We start from the raw sequence: 15,652 nt of genomic DNA on the forward strand, positions 1-15,652 counted from the left end.
CCCGGGAAGGCCGCGAGGGCAAACCAGTCTCTCCGATCGCGCTGGAGGCGGTCAGACGCCTTGACGCGTTGTTCGAGATCGAACGCGCCATCAACTGCCGCGGCGCCGACGAGCGGCGAGCCGTGCGCCAGGAGAAAAGCAAGCCGCTGCTCGACGACATGCACGCCTGGCTGCTCCGAGAGCGAGAAACCCTCTCGCGCTCCTCCGAGGTCCTGAAGCCCATGAACTACATGCTCAGGCGCTGGGACGACTTCGGCCGCTTCCTCGACGATGGCAGGATCTGCCTGACCAACAATTGTGCTGAGCGCGCATTGAGATGCATCGCCTTGGGAAGGCGCAACTGGACCTTCGCCGGCAGCCAGCATGGTGCCGACCGTGCCGCCATCATGCTGACGATGATCACCACCTGTCGTCTTAACGATGTCGATCCCAAGGCCGGCTCGCCGATATCGTCGCCCGTATCGCCGATCTTCCCGCATCGCGTCTGCACGAACTGCTGCCCTGGGAATGGAAGCTCCTCCGCCAAGGCGACACTCCCGCCGATCAGCAGGCTGCCTGATCTTCACGCAACGCCTTCATAGAGCTCGTCGCGCTCGCGCGCATGCGTCAATCAGGCGGCCTTCGTCGTATGCGTACCGTCAGGCTCGCGAGTGAGTGTGTGGAAGAAGAGGGACATCCGCACGCCACGACAATGGCGTCCGGAGCGTCGCCGTGGATCGGCCGCCGCTATCTTACGGCCAACCGAGCGGGCGCGCCGATGCCCCTTCAAGCGCCGCGCCGCCCTAAACGCTCCCCCGGCCCGTCCGCTCACTGTCGGACGGCTGTTGCAGCCGTGGTTTGTGGCGTCCGCGATGCCTCGCAAAGGCCTGTCATGCAGCGAATGCTCCGGCCCTCGCCGTCTAAGACTTGGTCGCCTTATGGCTTGGGCGAATGCGCCGACGGGAATGCTGAGAGCAGTGCAAGGATGCCGGACAAAGCCGCGCCCGCCAAACACGGCGAACTCGCAGCAAATCGTGCTCCATGGAGGCGGCGAGAACCGCCTCCGCCTAGATGTGCAGCCTCCATTGAAGGAGTTCTATTTTATGACCAATTGTCTCGGGAACGTTGTCAAGTCCTCCCGGCCAGTTTTAGTCACAATGAACGATTGAGTAATGGTGACCCCGTTGTCGCCGAGCCATAGTCCCGGCATCATGTGAAATGCCATGCCTGGCTCAAGAACAGTGAGATCGGTACTGCGGAGACTCGCGGTCCGTTCCCCCCAAGTCGGCGAGAAACCAATTCCTATCGAGTAACCAAGTCTTGCTTCCTTGTGGAAGCCGTGCCGGGCAATCGTAGCTTGCCAGGTGTGTTCTATATCCGCGCAAGTGACGCCAGGTTTCACCTCCGCCAATGCCGCTTCGATACCTTCGACCACAGCGTTGGAGAGCCGCAGATAGGAGTCCGGTGGCGAGCCAAGGAATATCGTGCGACTAATCGGGGCGTGATAGCGCCGGCGGCAGCCAGAGGTCTCCACATTTACGGGAACGTTTGTGCCAATTGAGCGATCCGACCAGGGCGCATGCGGTTCGCCTGATCGCGAGCCCGTCAGCAAATAGGTCGGGCTCGACGGTAAAACACCGCCGTATTCCGGGGTGCCGGCGATCATGCGCTGGTAGATCACTGAGGCCAGATCGCACTCGCGCATGCCAGGCTTTGCCGCCTCGATAGCATCGGCAATCATCGCGCTTGAAATCGTGCCAGCCTCCCGCATGATCGCGAGCTCGGCTGGGCTTTTGCGAATGCGAATCCAATTGATCAGGAGTTCGGCATCAACGAAGCGCACGTTCGGGAGAGAGCCAAGCAGCTTGGTATGGGCCCTTGCAGTGTAGTAGAATGAGCCCGTCTCAGTCCCGACGGCTTTCAGGGTCGGGCAAATCTCTCTGAGTTTTGCGACGAGGAAATCGACTGGATCCCGTTCTGACGATTGCACATATTCGTCGGTATAGGGGTGTATGGCCGTCTCTGGAAGATGCGTCATTCGCCGAGCGGACACCGCATCCATGAACCGGCCGATCCAGACGGGTTCATCAAGCTCGCGATGGACAACCAGCATTTGAAACACGTAATAGGAGTAAGCCTCGTATCCTGTGAGATAATAGATGTTTGATGGCTCGCTGATGAGCAGCGTATCCATCTCTCGGCGTTCCATCTCCTGCTTGACTAGCGCCAAGCGACGCGAAAATTCCTCCTTTGCAAATGGAATTCCGTCTCCAGTCGGCCTCATGACATAGCTCCTTTTCTACCAAGACATCATAGCCGATCGTGTCCGAACGGCCATTCATAAGACACTGTCGGGCGGGGCGGAAAACGGCATGAGCTTGAACGTGAAGCGGGCTCAATGGATCGACAGGTTCGCCGCGCATCGTTGCAAGCTGTAGGCCGGCCAACCGTGTTGCATGCGGCCTAGCCGCCTGCCGCTTCTCGCCTATCCTCCTGCCCTTTACCCGCTGAACGAGGCGCGCGAAACCGCAATTCTCCTAGTCGATCTGGACAGTAAAGATGTCTCGGTACCATATAGTGCAATCATTTCCTCGCTCACGCTTAAATCCCGCATTTAGAGGCGGTCGTCGCCGGATTTCAGCCGCTGAGCTGGTTGTAACGGTGAAAGGTCCAGCTTTCGAGACGGGCAGCGAAGACGGGGCCGTCTGCCCGGAGCTGTGCCGTGATTCTATTTGAGTGTCACATCTGACGAAGCACCAAGTATCGCTGTGCTGCGCGCCGTAATGGCTGCGCCTTATGGCGGCGCCACGGTTTGGTCGAATACGGCGGCCGCTTATGATGATCTTCCGCTATCGATGCGCATGCTCGCTGGCGAACTCTGGGCAGTTCACGCCAATGGCGATCGACACGGCTTGAAAGACCATTCGACCGAGGTGAAAGAAGCGCAACTCGAGGAGATGTTCACCGGAACGATCTACGAAACGCCCCTTCCGGTGGTGCTCACTCATCCGCAAACCGGCGAGCGCATGCTCATGCTTGGCTGTACCGTGCGCCGCTTTGTCGGCCTCCAGACACATACCGGTCAAAAGCTGCTTGACCTGTTCCATTCCTACATCAAGGCCCCGCACAACAGCGTGCGCTGGAAGTGGAGGGAGGGCGACGTTGCGATCTGGGATAACCGCCTCACGCAGTCTGCCAATGATCACTCCACAGCGGCCGGTCGCGATGCGCGCGGCCTCGGTTCCCCTCCTTGCCTCACGCGGTCAAGCCGCAAAAACCCCAAGCAGCGAGAGGGGCGAGCAGCTCAAGGTCGAATGCCGCGACTTGCGCCCGACTACGCTTTGAGACGGGCCACGCGTTTAGCATTATGCTGGTTTTGAGGCTGACGCTGCTCAGAACAGGCCACCGTGCTCAGAAAGACCCGAATTGCTCGCCAGTCTAGGGGAGGCATGACTTGGGCGCCGGCTGGCGCTGTCGCAAGCGCTAGCGTTCCTTGGCGGCGGCGTCCCGAGCCGGGCTGGCGTAATAGGGCACCTGATCGATGCGTGGTCTCCATGTGCCGGATGATATGACCTCTCTGACGTGCAAAGCGATCTCAGACATCGACGCAAACCAGACATCGCCTTTTTCAATCATGTACTTGATCAACGGCTCAATGGCTGTACATCGCGCGAGTCGCCCGCTCACCGACGGATGCCACACACACATCCACATTCCCTTGTATTCCCACGCGGCATCAAATTCCGCCTTGAACACGTCAGCTGCATGCATAGGAGATTTGATGGCTGCACTATAGCCAAAATCGCGCCAGCTCATGTAGTGATACCAGTCTCCTAATCCTTGGATGCAAGGTATTTCAATTAGGGATCCCTTATCGTTGCGAAGCACGTAAGGAATATCATCGCCATACAGCGACGTGTCATATAGAAAGCCTTGCTCGATCAGAAGGTCGATCGTATGCCTCGAAACACCATTCGATGATATCATTGGTGTTCTATAGCCAAGCGGTCTGCGACCTGACACGCGGGTGATTATCTCAATGCCCTCGCAAAGTACCTCCATCTCCTGCTGACGCGACATCGCGTTATTGTCGTGGTGGAGGTAACCGTGATGAGAAATCTCATGCAAATTCTTGAGCATGAGATCCACTGGGGCCGGGTAGTTTTCTATCGTCCAGCCAGGTACGAAGAACGTCAAGGGGATGTTATAGCGCCTGAACAAATCGATAATCCGAGGAACGGCAATTTCCGGGTCGTACCGCATGAAGGAGAGTGTCGCGACATGGTTGTCGGCGCTGTCTGGGCGGGCAGCGTGAACGGCGCTGTCTGCGTCGACGTCCCATGTGAAGGCCACTGCGCACCGTGCGCCGTTCGGCCAAGGAATCGGATTTTTGATCACCTTCAACCTCCTTCTATATGCAAGGCCCCCGTGAGCGCTTGGGGTGAGACTGACGCCAGATCCTCTCGGTAGCTGGCGGCATACCTGCGACATGGTCATCGCCACCGGCCTCTTTTGACCCTCTCCTGCGACTCGGTCAATTGCCGCCCGCCTACCACTCGCTGTTGGTCAGGCAACGGCCTGTGCACCAGTGATCTCGACCAACGACCCGCATATAAAGGGTGCTTCGTTCGAGGCCAGAAACGCCACAAGCGCCGCCACTTCCTCCGAAGTACCAATTCGCCCAAATGGGACTAGTTTGTTTAGTTGTTCTACTGTTCGGCCCGCTCGCTTTAGACCCTCCTCCAGCATAGGGGTATGTATCTCACCGGGGCAGACTGCATTGACGCGTATCCCGTCAGGCGCATAGTCCCTGGCAAGGTTCTGGGTAAACGATGCAACTGCTGCTTTGGTCACATTATAGGCGATGCAGTTTGGGGCGGGGCTTAGAGCCCATTGCGAAGAGATATTGACGATCGCCCCCGCGCGGCGCTCGATCATCCCCGGCAGAACGGCTCGGCAAAGGTGGAATATTGCATCGAGATTCACTGAAAAACTTAGCCGCCAATCATCATCCGACAAAGACAGTAGCTTGCCACCGCGGAAAATGCCGGCGTTGTTTACCAACACATCAATGCGCTGATGTCGTGCGAGGATACCTTCAATCATGAGGCGGCTCGCGCTCTCATTACGAAGATCGATGATGGCAGCTTCCGCCGCTCCGCCACCGGCAACAATGTCGGCAACGACTGACTGCAAAGCTGGCGCGGACATGTCGGCAGCGACGACCGCCGCACCTTCGCGAGCCAATCGTTTACAGACGGCGGCTCCGATTCCTCCTCCGCCGCCGGTTACAACTGCGATTTTGCCTTTGAAACGTTCCATCAAGCTGCTCCACATCTTGCCATTGCGTAGGTCGCCGCTCCGGTGTTTGAACGCGCTGTTACAACTCAGGAAGCGACCGGAATGCTTTAAAGGAGACTTTCCGAAGTTTTCTCCGGGATGCACGACCCAAAGACGCGAAGGCCTTGTCTGTGAACGACGTCAATGCTTCCAACAATCGGGTACGAAATTTGCTACCGGAGCGGCAGTCTCGATTAAGGCACGTAGACCCGCTTACACCGAAGATGTTGAGCGCCGCGCAAGCGACGAGGCGCTGACCGGTGCCGCCATACGAACCAAGCCAAGTCCGACGGAAGGGAGATAGAGCCTGCTGTCGTCAGCTGGGGTGCTATAACTCGATATCATCTCTTCTTGCGGTAAGACGGCGAGGTTGGTCCTGGTCCGGACGAAAAAATGCACGCTGTCACGAGAATAGCAGCAATAGTGCATTGCGTTTGGCGATAGATTCGAATCGAGGCGAGGGCTGTGCCAAGCGATGCCTGGGGCGTTGCCGCAGGATCGGTAGCACCTGCTCCGCAAACAGCTCGAACCCGCCTGGGAGGAATGGTGGTGACGTTGAACCCGTCGGCGGTACCAGCTTCGAACCAGTGCTGGATATTGTCGGCGATCTTTTCGGGTGGGCCGGCAATCACCCAATGGCCGCGCGCGCCTCGGCCAGCTTACCGAGGAGGTATGTCCTGCGCGAGAAACATCAACGACCACCCCAATGCCGCCCGCAAGCTGGCTGAGGGCGTTTCCCGCGCGGTCGAATGGGCGTAGACCGCGCCCCTGGCCGAAGTGCGGATGCAGTTTGAGAGGATCGTCGCGGATCGCAAGCGCAACGAAGACGCCTCGTCCATCAAATACTGGAAAAGCACCGGTGTCACCTCCAAAGCCGGGGTGATCTCCGATGGTGAAATACAGGTGTGGATCGATTGGCTAGTCAAGGATGGTCTGTTCAGACCGGGACAGATCAGGGATTCAGACGCCGGGCGAGACGCTTTCAGGGCGAACTCCCGCGCATCTGGCAGGCGACCGGCAAGACGATCCTCTTCATTACCCGTGGCACCGACGAAGCCGTCGTGCTCGGCCAGTTCGTGGCGGTGATGACCTCCCGGCGGGGGCGAATCGAACATATCGTCGATATCCGCGAAGTACTCCGCTCCGAAAGCGAGGATGTGCGTTCGCCACCTGAGTTTGAGGTCTGGAGACTGCTCCGGGAGGAAGTGCTCACGGCTCAGCATGGGCAATCGCCCGGCGGTGGCGGCCGCTCCCGGATGCGTTGAATATGAGGCTGACGTTCTAGTGCTCGGGGGAGGTGCCGGCCACCAAGGCAGCGGTATAGATCGGAGACATCAGCCAGAGCAGCATCAAGATGCCTTTCCTATTATCCTCCACCTTCGTGACTTTTCCAGGCGCCAGGGGGCTTGGCTAGGGTACGTTGACGGGTGGTAGGGGCGCCGTCGGGTGCGGCATAAAAGCAGTCTGGTGCGGGCCACGTGCCGCCAACATGATCACGAAAGCCGTGAGAACGATAAGGAGTCCACGCATCGAAGATCACCCGGCGAGCTGTAACGCAACTATGAAGCCGCTCACAACTGCTGTGCCGGATCGACAAGAAATGCGCATGTGGTCGCATGGGCTGAGACGAAGGCGTTTGGATTGCGAACTCCAAACTCATAGCGTTTGCGCGCGCGGCAAGGCAGCAAAGCCAGCCCTTTCGTGCCGAAAAGGTGCGTCCAGTTCTAGTTCGTGGCAGAAATAGTGCAGCAGCTCTCAACCACGCTTAATGCTTGCGCGGCCGCTTTTTGTCAGCCTGGTTCCCTCCGGCCGCGGGGCCGGCCTGGGGCCGCCGATCACGAACTGCTCGATTTTCCATGATTTTTCGCGGCTACTTGCGCCGGAGACTCACCTACGAGCTGCTCGTACAGACGAGGGTCAGTCGCACTCTCGGTGTTGATGAGGAAGACCCGTGCGTCAGGTCCAAGACCAGTCTGACCGCGCAAGCTCGGGTCGGCAGCAACCCGCAGCAACCCCGCCAGACCAACCCCGCCACTTTCACCCGCAACGACAGCGGGGTCGCTGTCCTCAGGATTGGCCAAAAGATTCATGGCGCTGATTGCGTCCTGGTCATCGACAGTCATAAACGCGTCGGCCGCGCGCGAAAGGATGCGCCAAGCAATGAGCGAAGTTTCGTAGCATTCGAGCATCGCCACTACGGTCGACTGCCCATGAGCAATCTTAGCCGAATGTCCGGCTCAAGCGCTTTCAAAGAGGCACGCTGCGGGTGAGGGTTCGACTACCGTGAAGAACGGACGATAGTCCCCCCATAAAAGCCGATAAGTGTCCGGCGAGTGCTGCGGCCACTCCACCGACACCTGCCTGGACAAAGACGTGAGTCGGACGCTCGGGCAACTGCCTTAAGGCTTCACTCACGAGAGCCGTGTAGCCCTGCATCACCAAATCGGAATACGCTCGTAGCCTGGCCCGGACGTATCGGATACGGTCGTCCAACCATTGTTCGCGGCAACTCGCGCAGCTTCGGCCACGGAGTCATCATAGTTGCCATCGACGCGGAGTATCCGCGCGCCAAACCGGGCGATGGCGGCAATACGCTCCTCACTGACGCCCGAGTGAACGAATATGGCGCAGTTCGCCCCAACGAGATGGGCGCCCTGCGCTACTGACCTGCCATGGTTGCCATCCGTTGCGCAGGACACCGTGACCGCCTCTGCTAGCGCCTTCACCTCAGGTCTGTGAATCTCGGAGATGTCGATAGGCCGGCCAAAACGCCGAGTTGCTTCCTCTAACACAGGGCGGATCACGGCATAGGACCCGCCTAACGCCTTGAAACTGCCAAGTCCGAATCGATGACCCTCGTCCTTCAGCTGGATCGCGCCCACCCCGATCTCGCGAGCAAGGCACGGCAGGGAAATCAGCGGCGTCACCTTGTAACCATCGCGGCGTCTAAGAAACCGCTCCACTTCGCGCGCGGCTTCGCAACTTAGCAGATTGGCATCCGAGACTTCCAATGGCACGCGGTGCCCAATGCTATGGTTGAGAAGCAACACGGTTTCGACTTTCAGGAATGCAGAGAAGCATCGCGGCGGCGTGCTTTTTGTAGACTAGCCGCTATGCCGGCGATGTCACGCCTTCTCTGGAATCCCCGACAAGTCGGAGGCCCCGCTTATGAAGCCCCGCCTGTCCGGGCCAGCCGGCGGGTGATGCCTGCGTGTCGAGTTGCGGCCCTCGGCCGCATCTTCGATCGGTTCGCAGACGGTCAAATTCACAAGCTGCATCAATTGCGGGAAAGCGACCCGCTCGCATCCTTCTTAAGCTGGCCTCGGGCCGTTCTTATTCAATCCGTCCTGATCGTGACGATCGGAAGCGTCAGCCCGACCGACAGACAGAACTGTGCGAGGACCAAAAGGATCGACTTAAACAAGTTTCATATAGCTCGCCGCCTGCTCGCAAGTTGCCGATCGGATTTGAGACTACGTATGAAGAGCGCGTTCCCGGTGCCGCCCACGGCCTGTTCGTACCCGTGACGTGCATTGTAAGCCGCCATCGATGTCCTTGGCAGCCGGCCGGTTACGGCGGCCTTCGCGGGCGCGCGGGGGGCATGTGCGAGCCGACCTAAAGGGGCTCCGAGCGGGAGCAACTCGCTATGCGGAGCTTACGAACCACCACGGCATCGGCTTCTGCGAGGAAGACCTGCGTTGATGCAGGAATAGCCGCTTGATATGTGCGCACTCGAGCAGAAGTAGGCGATTTTCTGCTCCGGGAGGGACGTACAGCTTCAGGCGTGGGCGGCGCCCTGCAAGATGATGTGATCAAGGGTGCGTCCAATGCAGACTGGCGCGGAAGCGAACGACCTCCGGAAGAGCGCACCTTTTCGCGGAGAACGGCGTCGTGCCGAGGCCCGCGCCTTGCATGACCTGTTTTGGGGCTGACTTCAAGCGCGGTCCACCGCGAGAGCTTCGATGCGAGCCGTGTGCAACTCGCAAACCTGCTTATCAAGTCTAGCGGCTTTCCGGAAACTTGCGGCTACGGCTCGCACATCGCCCATCACATGACCAGTCCGAAGGCGGCGCTTCGCGGGGATTGCGCAAACCGCTCTCATGGTTGGAACGTAACGGATGCGGTGCAAAAGCTTTGTTCTCCGGCGTGGCCTTACGAGGGCCACGGGTGTTTTGGTTTGTCTGCACGCAACAATCGCTGATCAACGTCCAAGCCGCTTTATGACTCGATTTGGCTCGGCCTCTTGTGCGGGTCCACCGCAACAATCGTATCGTGCTGGGCTGGAACGCTGGCTGCGAATGCTAGCCCCTTTTGCTCAGGACGGAGAGAGAAGGCTTGCTTTGAGACCGCTGGTTCAGTCGTGAGAACACGTGTGAATTCGAGGCGTTCCGCCAAGAACGCCGATTGTAGGCCTGCTTTGTACGCCCGGGAGGAAAACAGCGGGCCGCGGGGCCCTGAGCCGCGCGCAGGAATTGATTTCGCATCTTACGATTACCTGGCGCTCGCAAGTGCGCCACGCATGAGACAGGCTGTCTCCCGTGCGATAGAGGCCGGCACCCCAATCGGGGCGGGCGGCCCGCGGCTCCTGCGGGGCAATTGCCAGGAACACGAACGGCTCGAGGCGGAAGCGGCTCAGTTCTTTGGAGCAGAGAGGGCCCTTTTTTTCGACGGTGGTTATGCCGCCAATGTTTGACAACGCTGCCGCAGCGAGGCGATCTAGTAGTTGTCGATTCGCTCGTTCATGCGAGTATCCATGACGGGACGCGAGCGGGCCGGGCCGACTTTCGGATAAGCGCCCACAACGATCCCCACTCGGTGGAAAATACAATCCGTGACTGGAGGGCTCAAGGCGGAATGGGGCGCGTCTGGATCGTGACCGAGAGCCTCTACGGGATGGATGGCGATTTCGCTCCGCTGGAAGAGCTCGTCGCATTGGCGGCCCTGTACGGCGCGTTCCTGATGCTTTGCGAGGGCCACGCTACGGGCGTGTACGGTGAGCAGGGACGAGGGCTAGCCGCGCCCTACGCGGGGCGTGACAATGTAGTTGTCATTCATACGTGCGGAAAGGCGCTCGGGGCCACGGGGGCACTCGTTACTGCCTCCAGCGCAGTTTGCGGCTTCATCATCAACCGCTGTCGCCCGTTCATGTACGCTACCGCACCATCGCCGCTAGTCGCTGTTGCTGTCCGGGAGGCTTTATTGATCCTACAGCAAGAACCTGAGCGCCTTGAACGTCTCGAAAAGCTGATCTCATTCACGCATCGCGAGATGAAAGCGCGTGGCCTTCCACGCTCATCTAACTCACAGATCATACCCTACATTGTGGGCGACAATGCACATACGAACGGGCTCGCCTCCGCCATGCGGAAGCGAGGCTTCGATGTTCGCGGGATTCGGCCGCCAATGGTGCCGGCGGGTACGGCCCGTCTGCGAATTTCGCTGACGCTGAACGTCAACGAGAGGGACGCGACATCGATGCTGGATGCGCTGGCTGAAGAGACGAGAGGGTATTCCCGCTGAACCTCCGGCTCCTGAAAGGCACGAGCCGAGACCGGAGCAAGACAAAATTCTCCGCCGCGCTCGCCGGTCTCGCCGGCGCGCTGTGGAGGCGGTTCAGGCCGGAGCTGAAGGGGGTTGATAGCGAACTCGTCCACGCCTGGGAAGCCTCTCGCCAGATCGGATTGTGCGGGGCCTTACGCCCCCATATCCGCATCGGTTTATCCTTGCCGAAATCGATGGAGGCAGCAGGTGGGTTCGGGCACATGGCGACGCAGATACCCGGGGCCAGACGGAGACGTCTTGACCCAATGATCGCGCGATCATGAGAAGTTTTGGCGCGCCGCACCTAACGTTTGGAGAGGAACGTTGCTTTCTTCGCGCCAGTATTGACCGCTTTCTCGCGCCGCTAGTAGCAAACGCCGACCGTGGAATCCGGCAGCAGTGCCCGGCCAGGATGGATCAGGATCGAAAATGAGCGACGTTTTGAAAGCGCCTATCGAGCGCGTTACTATTCCCGCCCTGCAGAAATGGAGGCGGGAAGGGCGTCGCATCACAATGACAACTGCCTACGACGCAATTACCGCTCGCATCTCCGATCCGATCGTGGACATTATTCTTGTGGGCGACAGTGTCGGGAATGTCTGTCTCGGGTTTGACAGCACCCTTCCGGTCACCATGGCGATGATGAACCATCACTTAGAGGCGGTCGCGCGCACCGGGCCCCGTGCTCTCCTGATAGCCGATATGCCCTTTCTTAGCTTTCACCTCAGCGCCGAGGAGACAATCCGCAATGCCGGGGGCTTTCTGCAGCGCGGTGCCGATGCCGTGAAACTCGAGGGAGGTGCCAGCCGCGTCGACATGGTTCGCGCCTTGGTCCGTTGTGAGATCCCTGTTATGGGCCATCTTGGCCTGACGCCGCAAAGTGTCAACGTGATGGGAGGATTCAAGGTGCAGGGCCGGAACGCGGATGATGCATTGCGCCTGCTTGATGACGCGCACCGTCTGCAGGAGGCCGGATGTTTCGCTCTCGTCCTGGAGGGAATCCCGGCGGAACTTGCCGCGCGGGCGGCCGAGTCGCTAGCCATACCAACCATCGGAATCGGCGCCGGACCCGGATGCTCAGGGCAAGTGCTCGTCTTGCATGATGTACTCGGATTGGCCGAGGGCCGCCGATCGAAATTCGTTCGCGCGTATGCAGACGGTTTTCAAGTGATGCAGGAGGCGCTATCGCGCTGGGCTGCTGACGTTCGTCTCGGCACTTTTCCCGGGCGACAGGAGGCTTATCAGCTGCCTGAACGTCTTGGCGGCGTGATCGCAAATTGGGCGCCTCGATCTCTCTCTGATGGTTCAGAACATGCAGACAATCACAACGGCCGCTGAGCTCCGCCGCGCTCTCGCAGACTCCCGCAAGAACGACAGACGCATCGGATTCGTCCCGACGATGGGTTGCCTGCATGAGGGACACCTGGCCTTGGTTAAGGCGAGCCGGGCTCGGTGCCCAGTGACTGTCGTGAGCATCTTCGTCAACCCAACTCAGTTCGGGCCAAACGAGGATCTAAGTGTCTACCCGCGTGATTTCTCCCGGGACCAAAGGCTGTGCTCAGAGGCCGGGATAGATTTCCTCTTCGCACCAGATGCACGGGAGATCTACCCGCCTGAGTTTGACACCTTCGTTGAACCGGGCGACTTGGCGCGGCGGTTATGCGGAGCCTTCAGGCCTGGGCACTTTCGTGGTGTCGCGACTGTCGCCTGCAAGCTATTCAACATGGTCCAGCCCAACGTGGCCTTCGTCGGGCAGAAGGATCTGCAGCAATGTGCGGTCGTTCGTCGGATGACAGTTGATCTCGATCTTCCGACCGAGATCGTCATCGTGCCAACAGTTCGAGAACACGACGGGCTCGCAATGAGCAGTCGGAATCGCTATCTCAACGCCGAGGAACGTCAACGCGCCCTTGCAATCAGCCGAGCCTTGTTCGCGGCTGAGGCGGCATTTCGCGCAAGTGAGCGTGACTCCGAGAAACTGATACGAATTGCCGAGTGGCATCTGCAGTCGATCGATCACCTGCAGTACCTGGAAATTGTCCATGCCCATACGCTCAGGCCAGCCGCAAGTCCCCTCAGTGGCCCCGCCGCTATTTGCGTCGCGGGGTATGTCGGCCGGACCCGGCTCATCGACAATGTGATCCTGAACCGCTGAACGCGTTCATCCGTCTCTTTTGGAGCAGGTTCATAGGTGCTCGCCTGCCGGCACGATATAGTTTGGCAAGATGTAGCCGGCGCTTGCCGTTGTCGCGCCGACCTTGTTGCGCGGGGGCCTCAGGTACAACTCCCACCCAAGGCTAGTTGATCAAAGCGTCCGTGCCCGTTCCAGATCGCATGGAGGCCGAAAAGCCACTCGCCGTTTTAGGCCCGGACAATCTTCGACATGCTGCATGGCTGCCGTCCTCAAAGGCTTCCAGATGTGCCAAGGACAGACCTGACGCTCCATAGAAATGCATCGATCGGGAGGCGCGAGGTGGCCGCAGCTGCCGAATATCGCATCGCGCAAGCCGGCCGCGCGGAAGTGTGCGTGCCTGGGTGAATTCCGGGTGGAGAAACCTGCGCACCGGCCCAACTTACGGCTCCGTCGGGTTGAGGAGGCCGCGACTTAGCTACCGGGCCGGCGCATTTTTGCGATCACGGACGTAGCAAACTTTTCTCTCTCGCGCGCGAAGCGACGCTGGTGAGCTCGAAAGTTCTCGACACGCTTGCTGATCTCATCGCGCTCTGAAATGACCGTATCCATTGGTCCGAACTGGGGAGGCGCGATACTCTCGTGCATTGGCGCCGACGCAGAAGCTGCTGACGACAAATTAGAAGCGGTGATCTCGGAGGCGACGGACTTTGTGAGCGCATCAGTCTGCGCCTGCAACGCTTTCAGTTCGGCTTTCCAATCGCTCATGATGTCTCCCAAAGGTCCTCTATACGACAAAGCTCTTCGTCGCGCGAGCCCGTATTATGTTTGGATCTGCGGGCTCGGGCCGCGCGCTGCTGGCTCGATCTCGCTGTTTCTTCGGGCAGTCTAGTTGTCGATGTGAGCTTGTCTCGACGTGCACGTAGGTTGTCCGCAAGCATTGGATAGATATGCTGCCGCACGTCAAAGACGCCAACTTCAGCTTCTTCCTCGAGAATGTCGGAATTCATAAGCTGGACGAGGCACCACAGATCGCGATCAGCGCGTTGAGATGTAGCTCTGCGGGCCGAAACGGGGACAGTTCTTGCATCCCTTTGCCTCGACCTGAATCAGGCCTTCCTTGTCGGGCGGGCCCTCGATCCCGGACGGGCAAGCGGAATGCCACATGCTCTCTGTACCGTGATAGGTTCCGGAATTAACCCGCGGCCGTGCCATCAAGCTTAATTTTGGAGTTCGGTTGCGAGCGCAGCCTTGACCAATAAGATGGGCGCGCCGGACATTGATCCGTCCGGGTCCAAGATGACGAAGTCCCGCACGCAATCATAGTCGGCTGTCGGCTTCGTTCAGTGCCGACGCGATATAGCGAGCTCCAGATTGATCAAGCAGCCGGAGCATGAATCGCTCGACCTTGTCGAGATACGACGACAGATCACCGTTCTGCGAAGCCGGCACTCCGACAATGCTCGCGTCACGAATCTATTGAACAGATTGCTGATTAAGGTTGCATATCTCACGGAGCCGGAGAGCACCGCCCACGCGCAATCGCTGCGCGACGCCTTCGAAAAGACAATGGTAGAGGTTGAGAAAAGCCTGGCGCGAAATGCGCGCAAATCTCTGTAACGCTAGGAGCTAGATTGCATTGCAACAAAAGGGCAGTCTGGTGGAGGCTTACCTAAATCGCGAAAGAGCTTCGTTTCGCATACAAGCGCTTTTCGCTGGTGAACGGCCGCGCCCCTGAGCAATGCTAGTAGGCGCGGCGCACCAGTCGAGCGAGCCAAATAGGATATTTTAGACGCTCACTATTCAAAAGATCGTACACGGACATTCTTTCACTGGAGTTCTTATACAGCGAAACCCACGTGTTCCGCTTCGCGGCAAAGGCCAACCTGGATCTCTGGCACGATCCGGAAACTCACCAGCGCGTGGCGTCGGTCGGCATGATGCAAGACGAGGCGGTTGAGGTACTCCGCGCCGATTCGCGCTTCGGAAATGTCCGTCGGACTGGCCCCATCGCAGCACTCGATCTGAAAGCGAGCGATAAAGGCTACCTGGCTGAACTCGGTGCGAAGCTTCAGGGATGCGGCCGCTGCGCTGACCTGAAGTCTCGCTTGCCGCGCCTTTAGGCAACCCAAGCACTTCAGCTTGGCCTGGGGGGCAGGCACAACTCTGCGTCACACCCGCCCGCAGTGATCATGCGTACTCAAAAGCTCGCGGAGGAAGTCAGGTGCCGCCTTAACCGTGCGAACGCACAGCGGTGGCGCTTACAAGCTTTAGAGTGCCGTTAGGTCCCTCTTGCGCTGCGCTGGCTGAAATCCATCAAACAAGGGGCGTAAACGCAGGATTGGGTCGCGAGTGGCCGACTCATTGCATTAATCGAGATTAGATACTTGCTACATTCGTCAGTGTAGCCGAAGCGCTTCGGATGAAGCCTGGCTCGCACATCAGTCTCACACTTGCGCCCGATGTCCCGCACACATCGTGAAACATGGCGCCGCCCACTTTTGCGTGGGGGCGTGGTGCTGCGGCCACGAGAATGCCAGGTGCGTACCTAACGCCGAGAGGCCACAATGCGCAACAGCTCCAGTAATGGTCACCACGATCAGTCAAGGTGCTGCGCGATGTGCGGTGGAAAGTTTGGGCTGATCCGCCATTATTCCTGGC

9 protein-coding genes and 4 pseudogenes are annotated in these 15,652 nt (G+C 59.1%); 7 read left to right on the forward strand and 6 right to left on the reverse strand.

Annotated elements, in window-relative coordinates; genetic code table 11:
• Positions 1-559, forward strand: a pseudogene (locus ABIC03_RS38270) (IS66 family transposase); the annotation flags it as partial.
• A 516-nt stretch (positions 560-1,075) separates the two neighbouring features.
• Here the strand turns inward: ABIC03_RS38270 and ABIC03_RS38275 are convergent.
• Positions 1,076-2,263: a M24 family metallopeptidase gene (locus ABIC03_RS38275; protein WP_354065969.1), complete on the reverse strand. Its 1,188-nt coding sequence runs from the start codon at positions 2,261-2,263 to the stop codon at positions 1,076-1,078.
• 448 nt (positions 2,264-2,711) lie between these two features.
• On the opposite strand from ABIC03_RS38275, the gene ABIC03_RS38280 reads away from it, so the two are divergent.
• Positions 2,712-3,359 carry a TauD/TfdA dioxygenase family protein gene (locus ABIC03_RS38280; RefSeq protein WP_354065971.1) on the forward strand — a complete coding sequence of 216 codons (648 nt, stop codon included), beginning with the start codon at positions 2,712-2,714 and terminating at the stop codon, positions 3,357-3,359.
• A 103-nt stretch (positions 3,360-3,462) separates the two neighbouring features.
• Here ABIC03_RS38280 and ABIC03_RS38285 read toward each other — a convergent pair whose 3' ends face one another.
• The 4 genes and pseudogenes from ABIC03_RS38285 to ABIC03_RS38305 all read right to left on the reverse strand — a co-directional run bounded on the left by ABIC03_RS38285 (position 3,463) and on the right by ABIC03_RS38305 (position 8,369).
• Entirely contained in the window at positions 3,463-4,377 is a 915-nt protein-coding gene (locus tag ABIC03_RS38285; RefSeq protein WP_354065973.1) for a polysaccharide deacetylase family protein, read from the reverse strand.
• A gap of 168 nt (positions 4,378-4,545) precedes the next feature.
• Positions 4,546-5,301 carry an SDR family NAD(P)-dependent oxidoreductase gene (locus tag ABIC03_RS38290; RefSeq protein ID WP_354065975.1) on the reverse strand — a complete coding sequence of 252 codons (756 nt, stop codon included), beginning with the start codon at positions 5,299-5,301 and terminating at the stop codon, positions 4,546-4,548.
• A 677-nt stretch (positions 5,302-5,978) separates the two neighbouring features.
• A complete protein-coding gene (locus tag ABIC03_RS39375) occupies positions 5,979-6,542 on the reverse strand; it encodes a hypothetical protein (protein ID WP_502917362.1) in 564 nt (187 codons plus the stop codon).
• 612 nt (positions 6,543-7,154) lie between these two features.
• Positions 7,155-8,369 (reverse strand): annotated as a pseudogene (locus ABIC03_RS38305) (diaminopropionate ammonia-lyase).
• A 1,367-nt stretch (positions 8,370-9,736) separates the two neighbouring features.
• Here ABIC03_RS38305 and ABIC03_RS38310 point away from each other — a divergent pair.
• The 3 genes and pseudogenes from ABIC03_RS38310 to panC all read left to right on the forward strand — a co-directional run bounded on the left by ABIC03_RS38310 (position 9,737) and on the right by panC (position 13,015).
• Positions 9,737-10,839, forward strand: a pseudogene (locus ABIC03_RS38310) (8-amino-7-oxononanoate synthase).
• Between the two features lie 450 nt (positions 10,840-11,289).
• Entirely contained in the window at positions 11,290-12,198 is a 909-nt protein-coding gene (gene panB / locus ABIC03_RS38315; RefSeq protein WP_354065977.1) for a 3-methyl-2-oxobutanoate hydroxymethyltransferase, read from the forward strand.
• Positions 12,173-13,015, forward strand: a complete 843-nt coding sequence (panC, locus tag ABIC03_RS38320) for a pantoate--beta-alanine ligase (RefSeq protein ID WP_354066026.1) — start codon at positions 12,173-12,175, stop codon at positions 13,013-13,015. The genes panB and panC overlap by 26 nt, the downstream gene beginning before the upstream one ends.
• A 450-nt stretch (positions 13,016-13,465) precedes the next feature.
• Here panC and ABIC03_RS38325 read toward each other — a convergent pair whose 3' ends face one another.
• Positions 13,466-13,759: a hypothetical protein gene (locus ABIC03_RS38325; RefSeq protein ID WP_354065979.1), complete on the reverse strand. Its 294-nt coding sequence runs from the start codon at positions 13,757-13,759 to the stop codon at positions 13,466-13,468.
• Positions 13,760-14,365: 606 nt separating this feature from the next.
• Between ABIC03_RS38325 and ABIC03_RS38330 the strand changes: the two genes are divergently transcribed.
• Positions 14,366-14,611, forward strand: a complete 246-nt coding sequence (locus tag ABIC03_RS38330; RefSeq protein WP_354065981.1) for a hypothetical protein — start codon at positions 14,366-14,368, stop codon at positions 14,609-14,611.
• 162 nt (positions 14,612-14,773) lie between these two features.
• Positions 14,774-15,066 (forward strand): annotated as a pseudogene (locus ABIC03_RS38335) (adenosylmethionine--8-amino-7-oxononanoate transaminase); the annotation flags it as partial.
• Between the last annotated feature and the right edge of the window lie 586 nt (positions 15,067-15,652).

The sequence above is a fragment of the Bradyrhizobium sp. RT6a genome (assembly GCF_040547675.1).
Classification (GTDB): Bacteria; Pseudomonadota; Alphaproteobacteria; order Rhizobiales; family Xanthobacteraceae; genus Bradyrhizobium.

Bases quoted from the DNA above. Each gene is read 5' to 3' on its own strand.
- ABIC03_RS38275 (WP_354065969.1), bottom strand. From the start codon at position 2,263: ATGAGGCCGACTGGAGACGGAATTCCATTTGCAAAGGAGGAATTTTCG.
- ABIC03_RS38290 (WP_354065975.1), bottom strand. From the start codon at position 5,301: ATGGAACGTTTCAAAGGCAAAATCGCAGTTGTAACCGGCGGCGGAGGA.
- ABIC03_RS39375 (WP_502917362.1), bottom strand. From the start codon at position 6,542: ATGCTGAGCCGTGAGCACTTCCTCCCGGAGCAGTCTCCAGACCTCAAA.
- panB (WP_354065977.1), top strand. From the start codon at position 11,290: ATGAGCGACGTTTTGAAAGCGCCTATCGAGCGCGTTACTATTCCCGCC.
- panC (WP_354066026.1), top strand. From the start codon at position 12,173: ATGCAGACAATCACAACGGCCGCTGAGCTCCGCCGCGCTCTCGCAGAC.
- ABIC03_RS38325 (WP_354065979.1), bottom strand. From the start codon at position 13,759: ATGAGCGATTGGAAAGCCGAACTGAAAGCGTTGCAGGCGCAGACTGAT.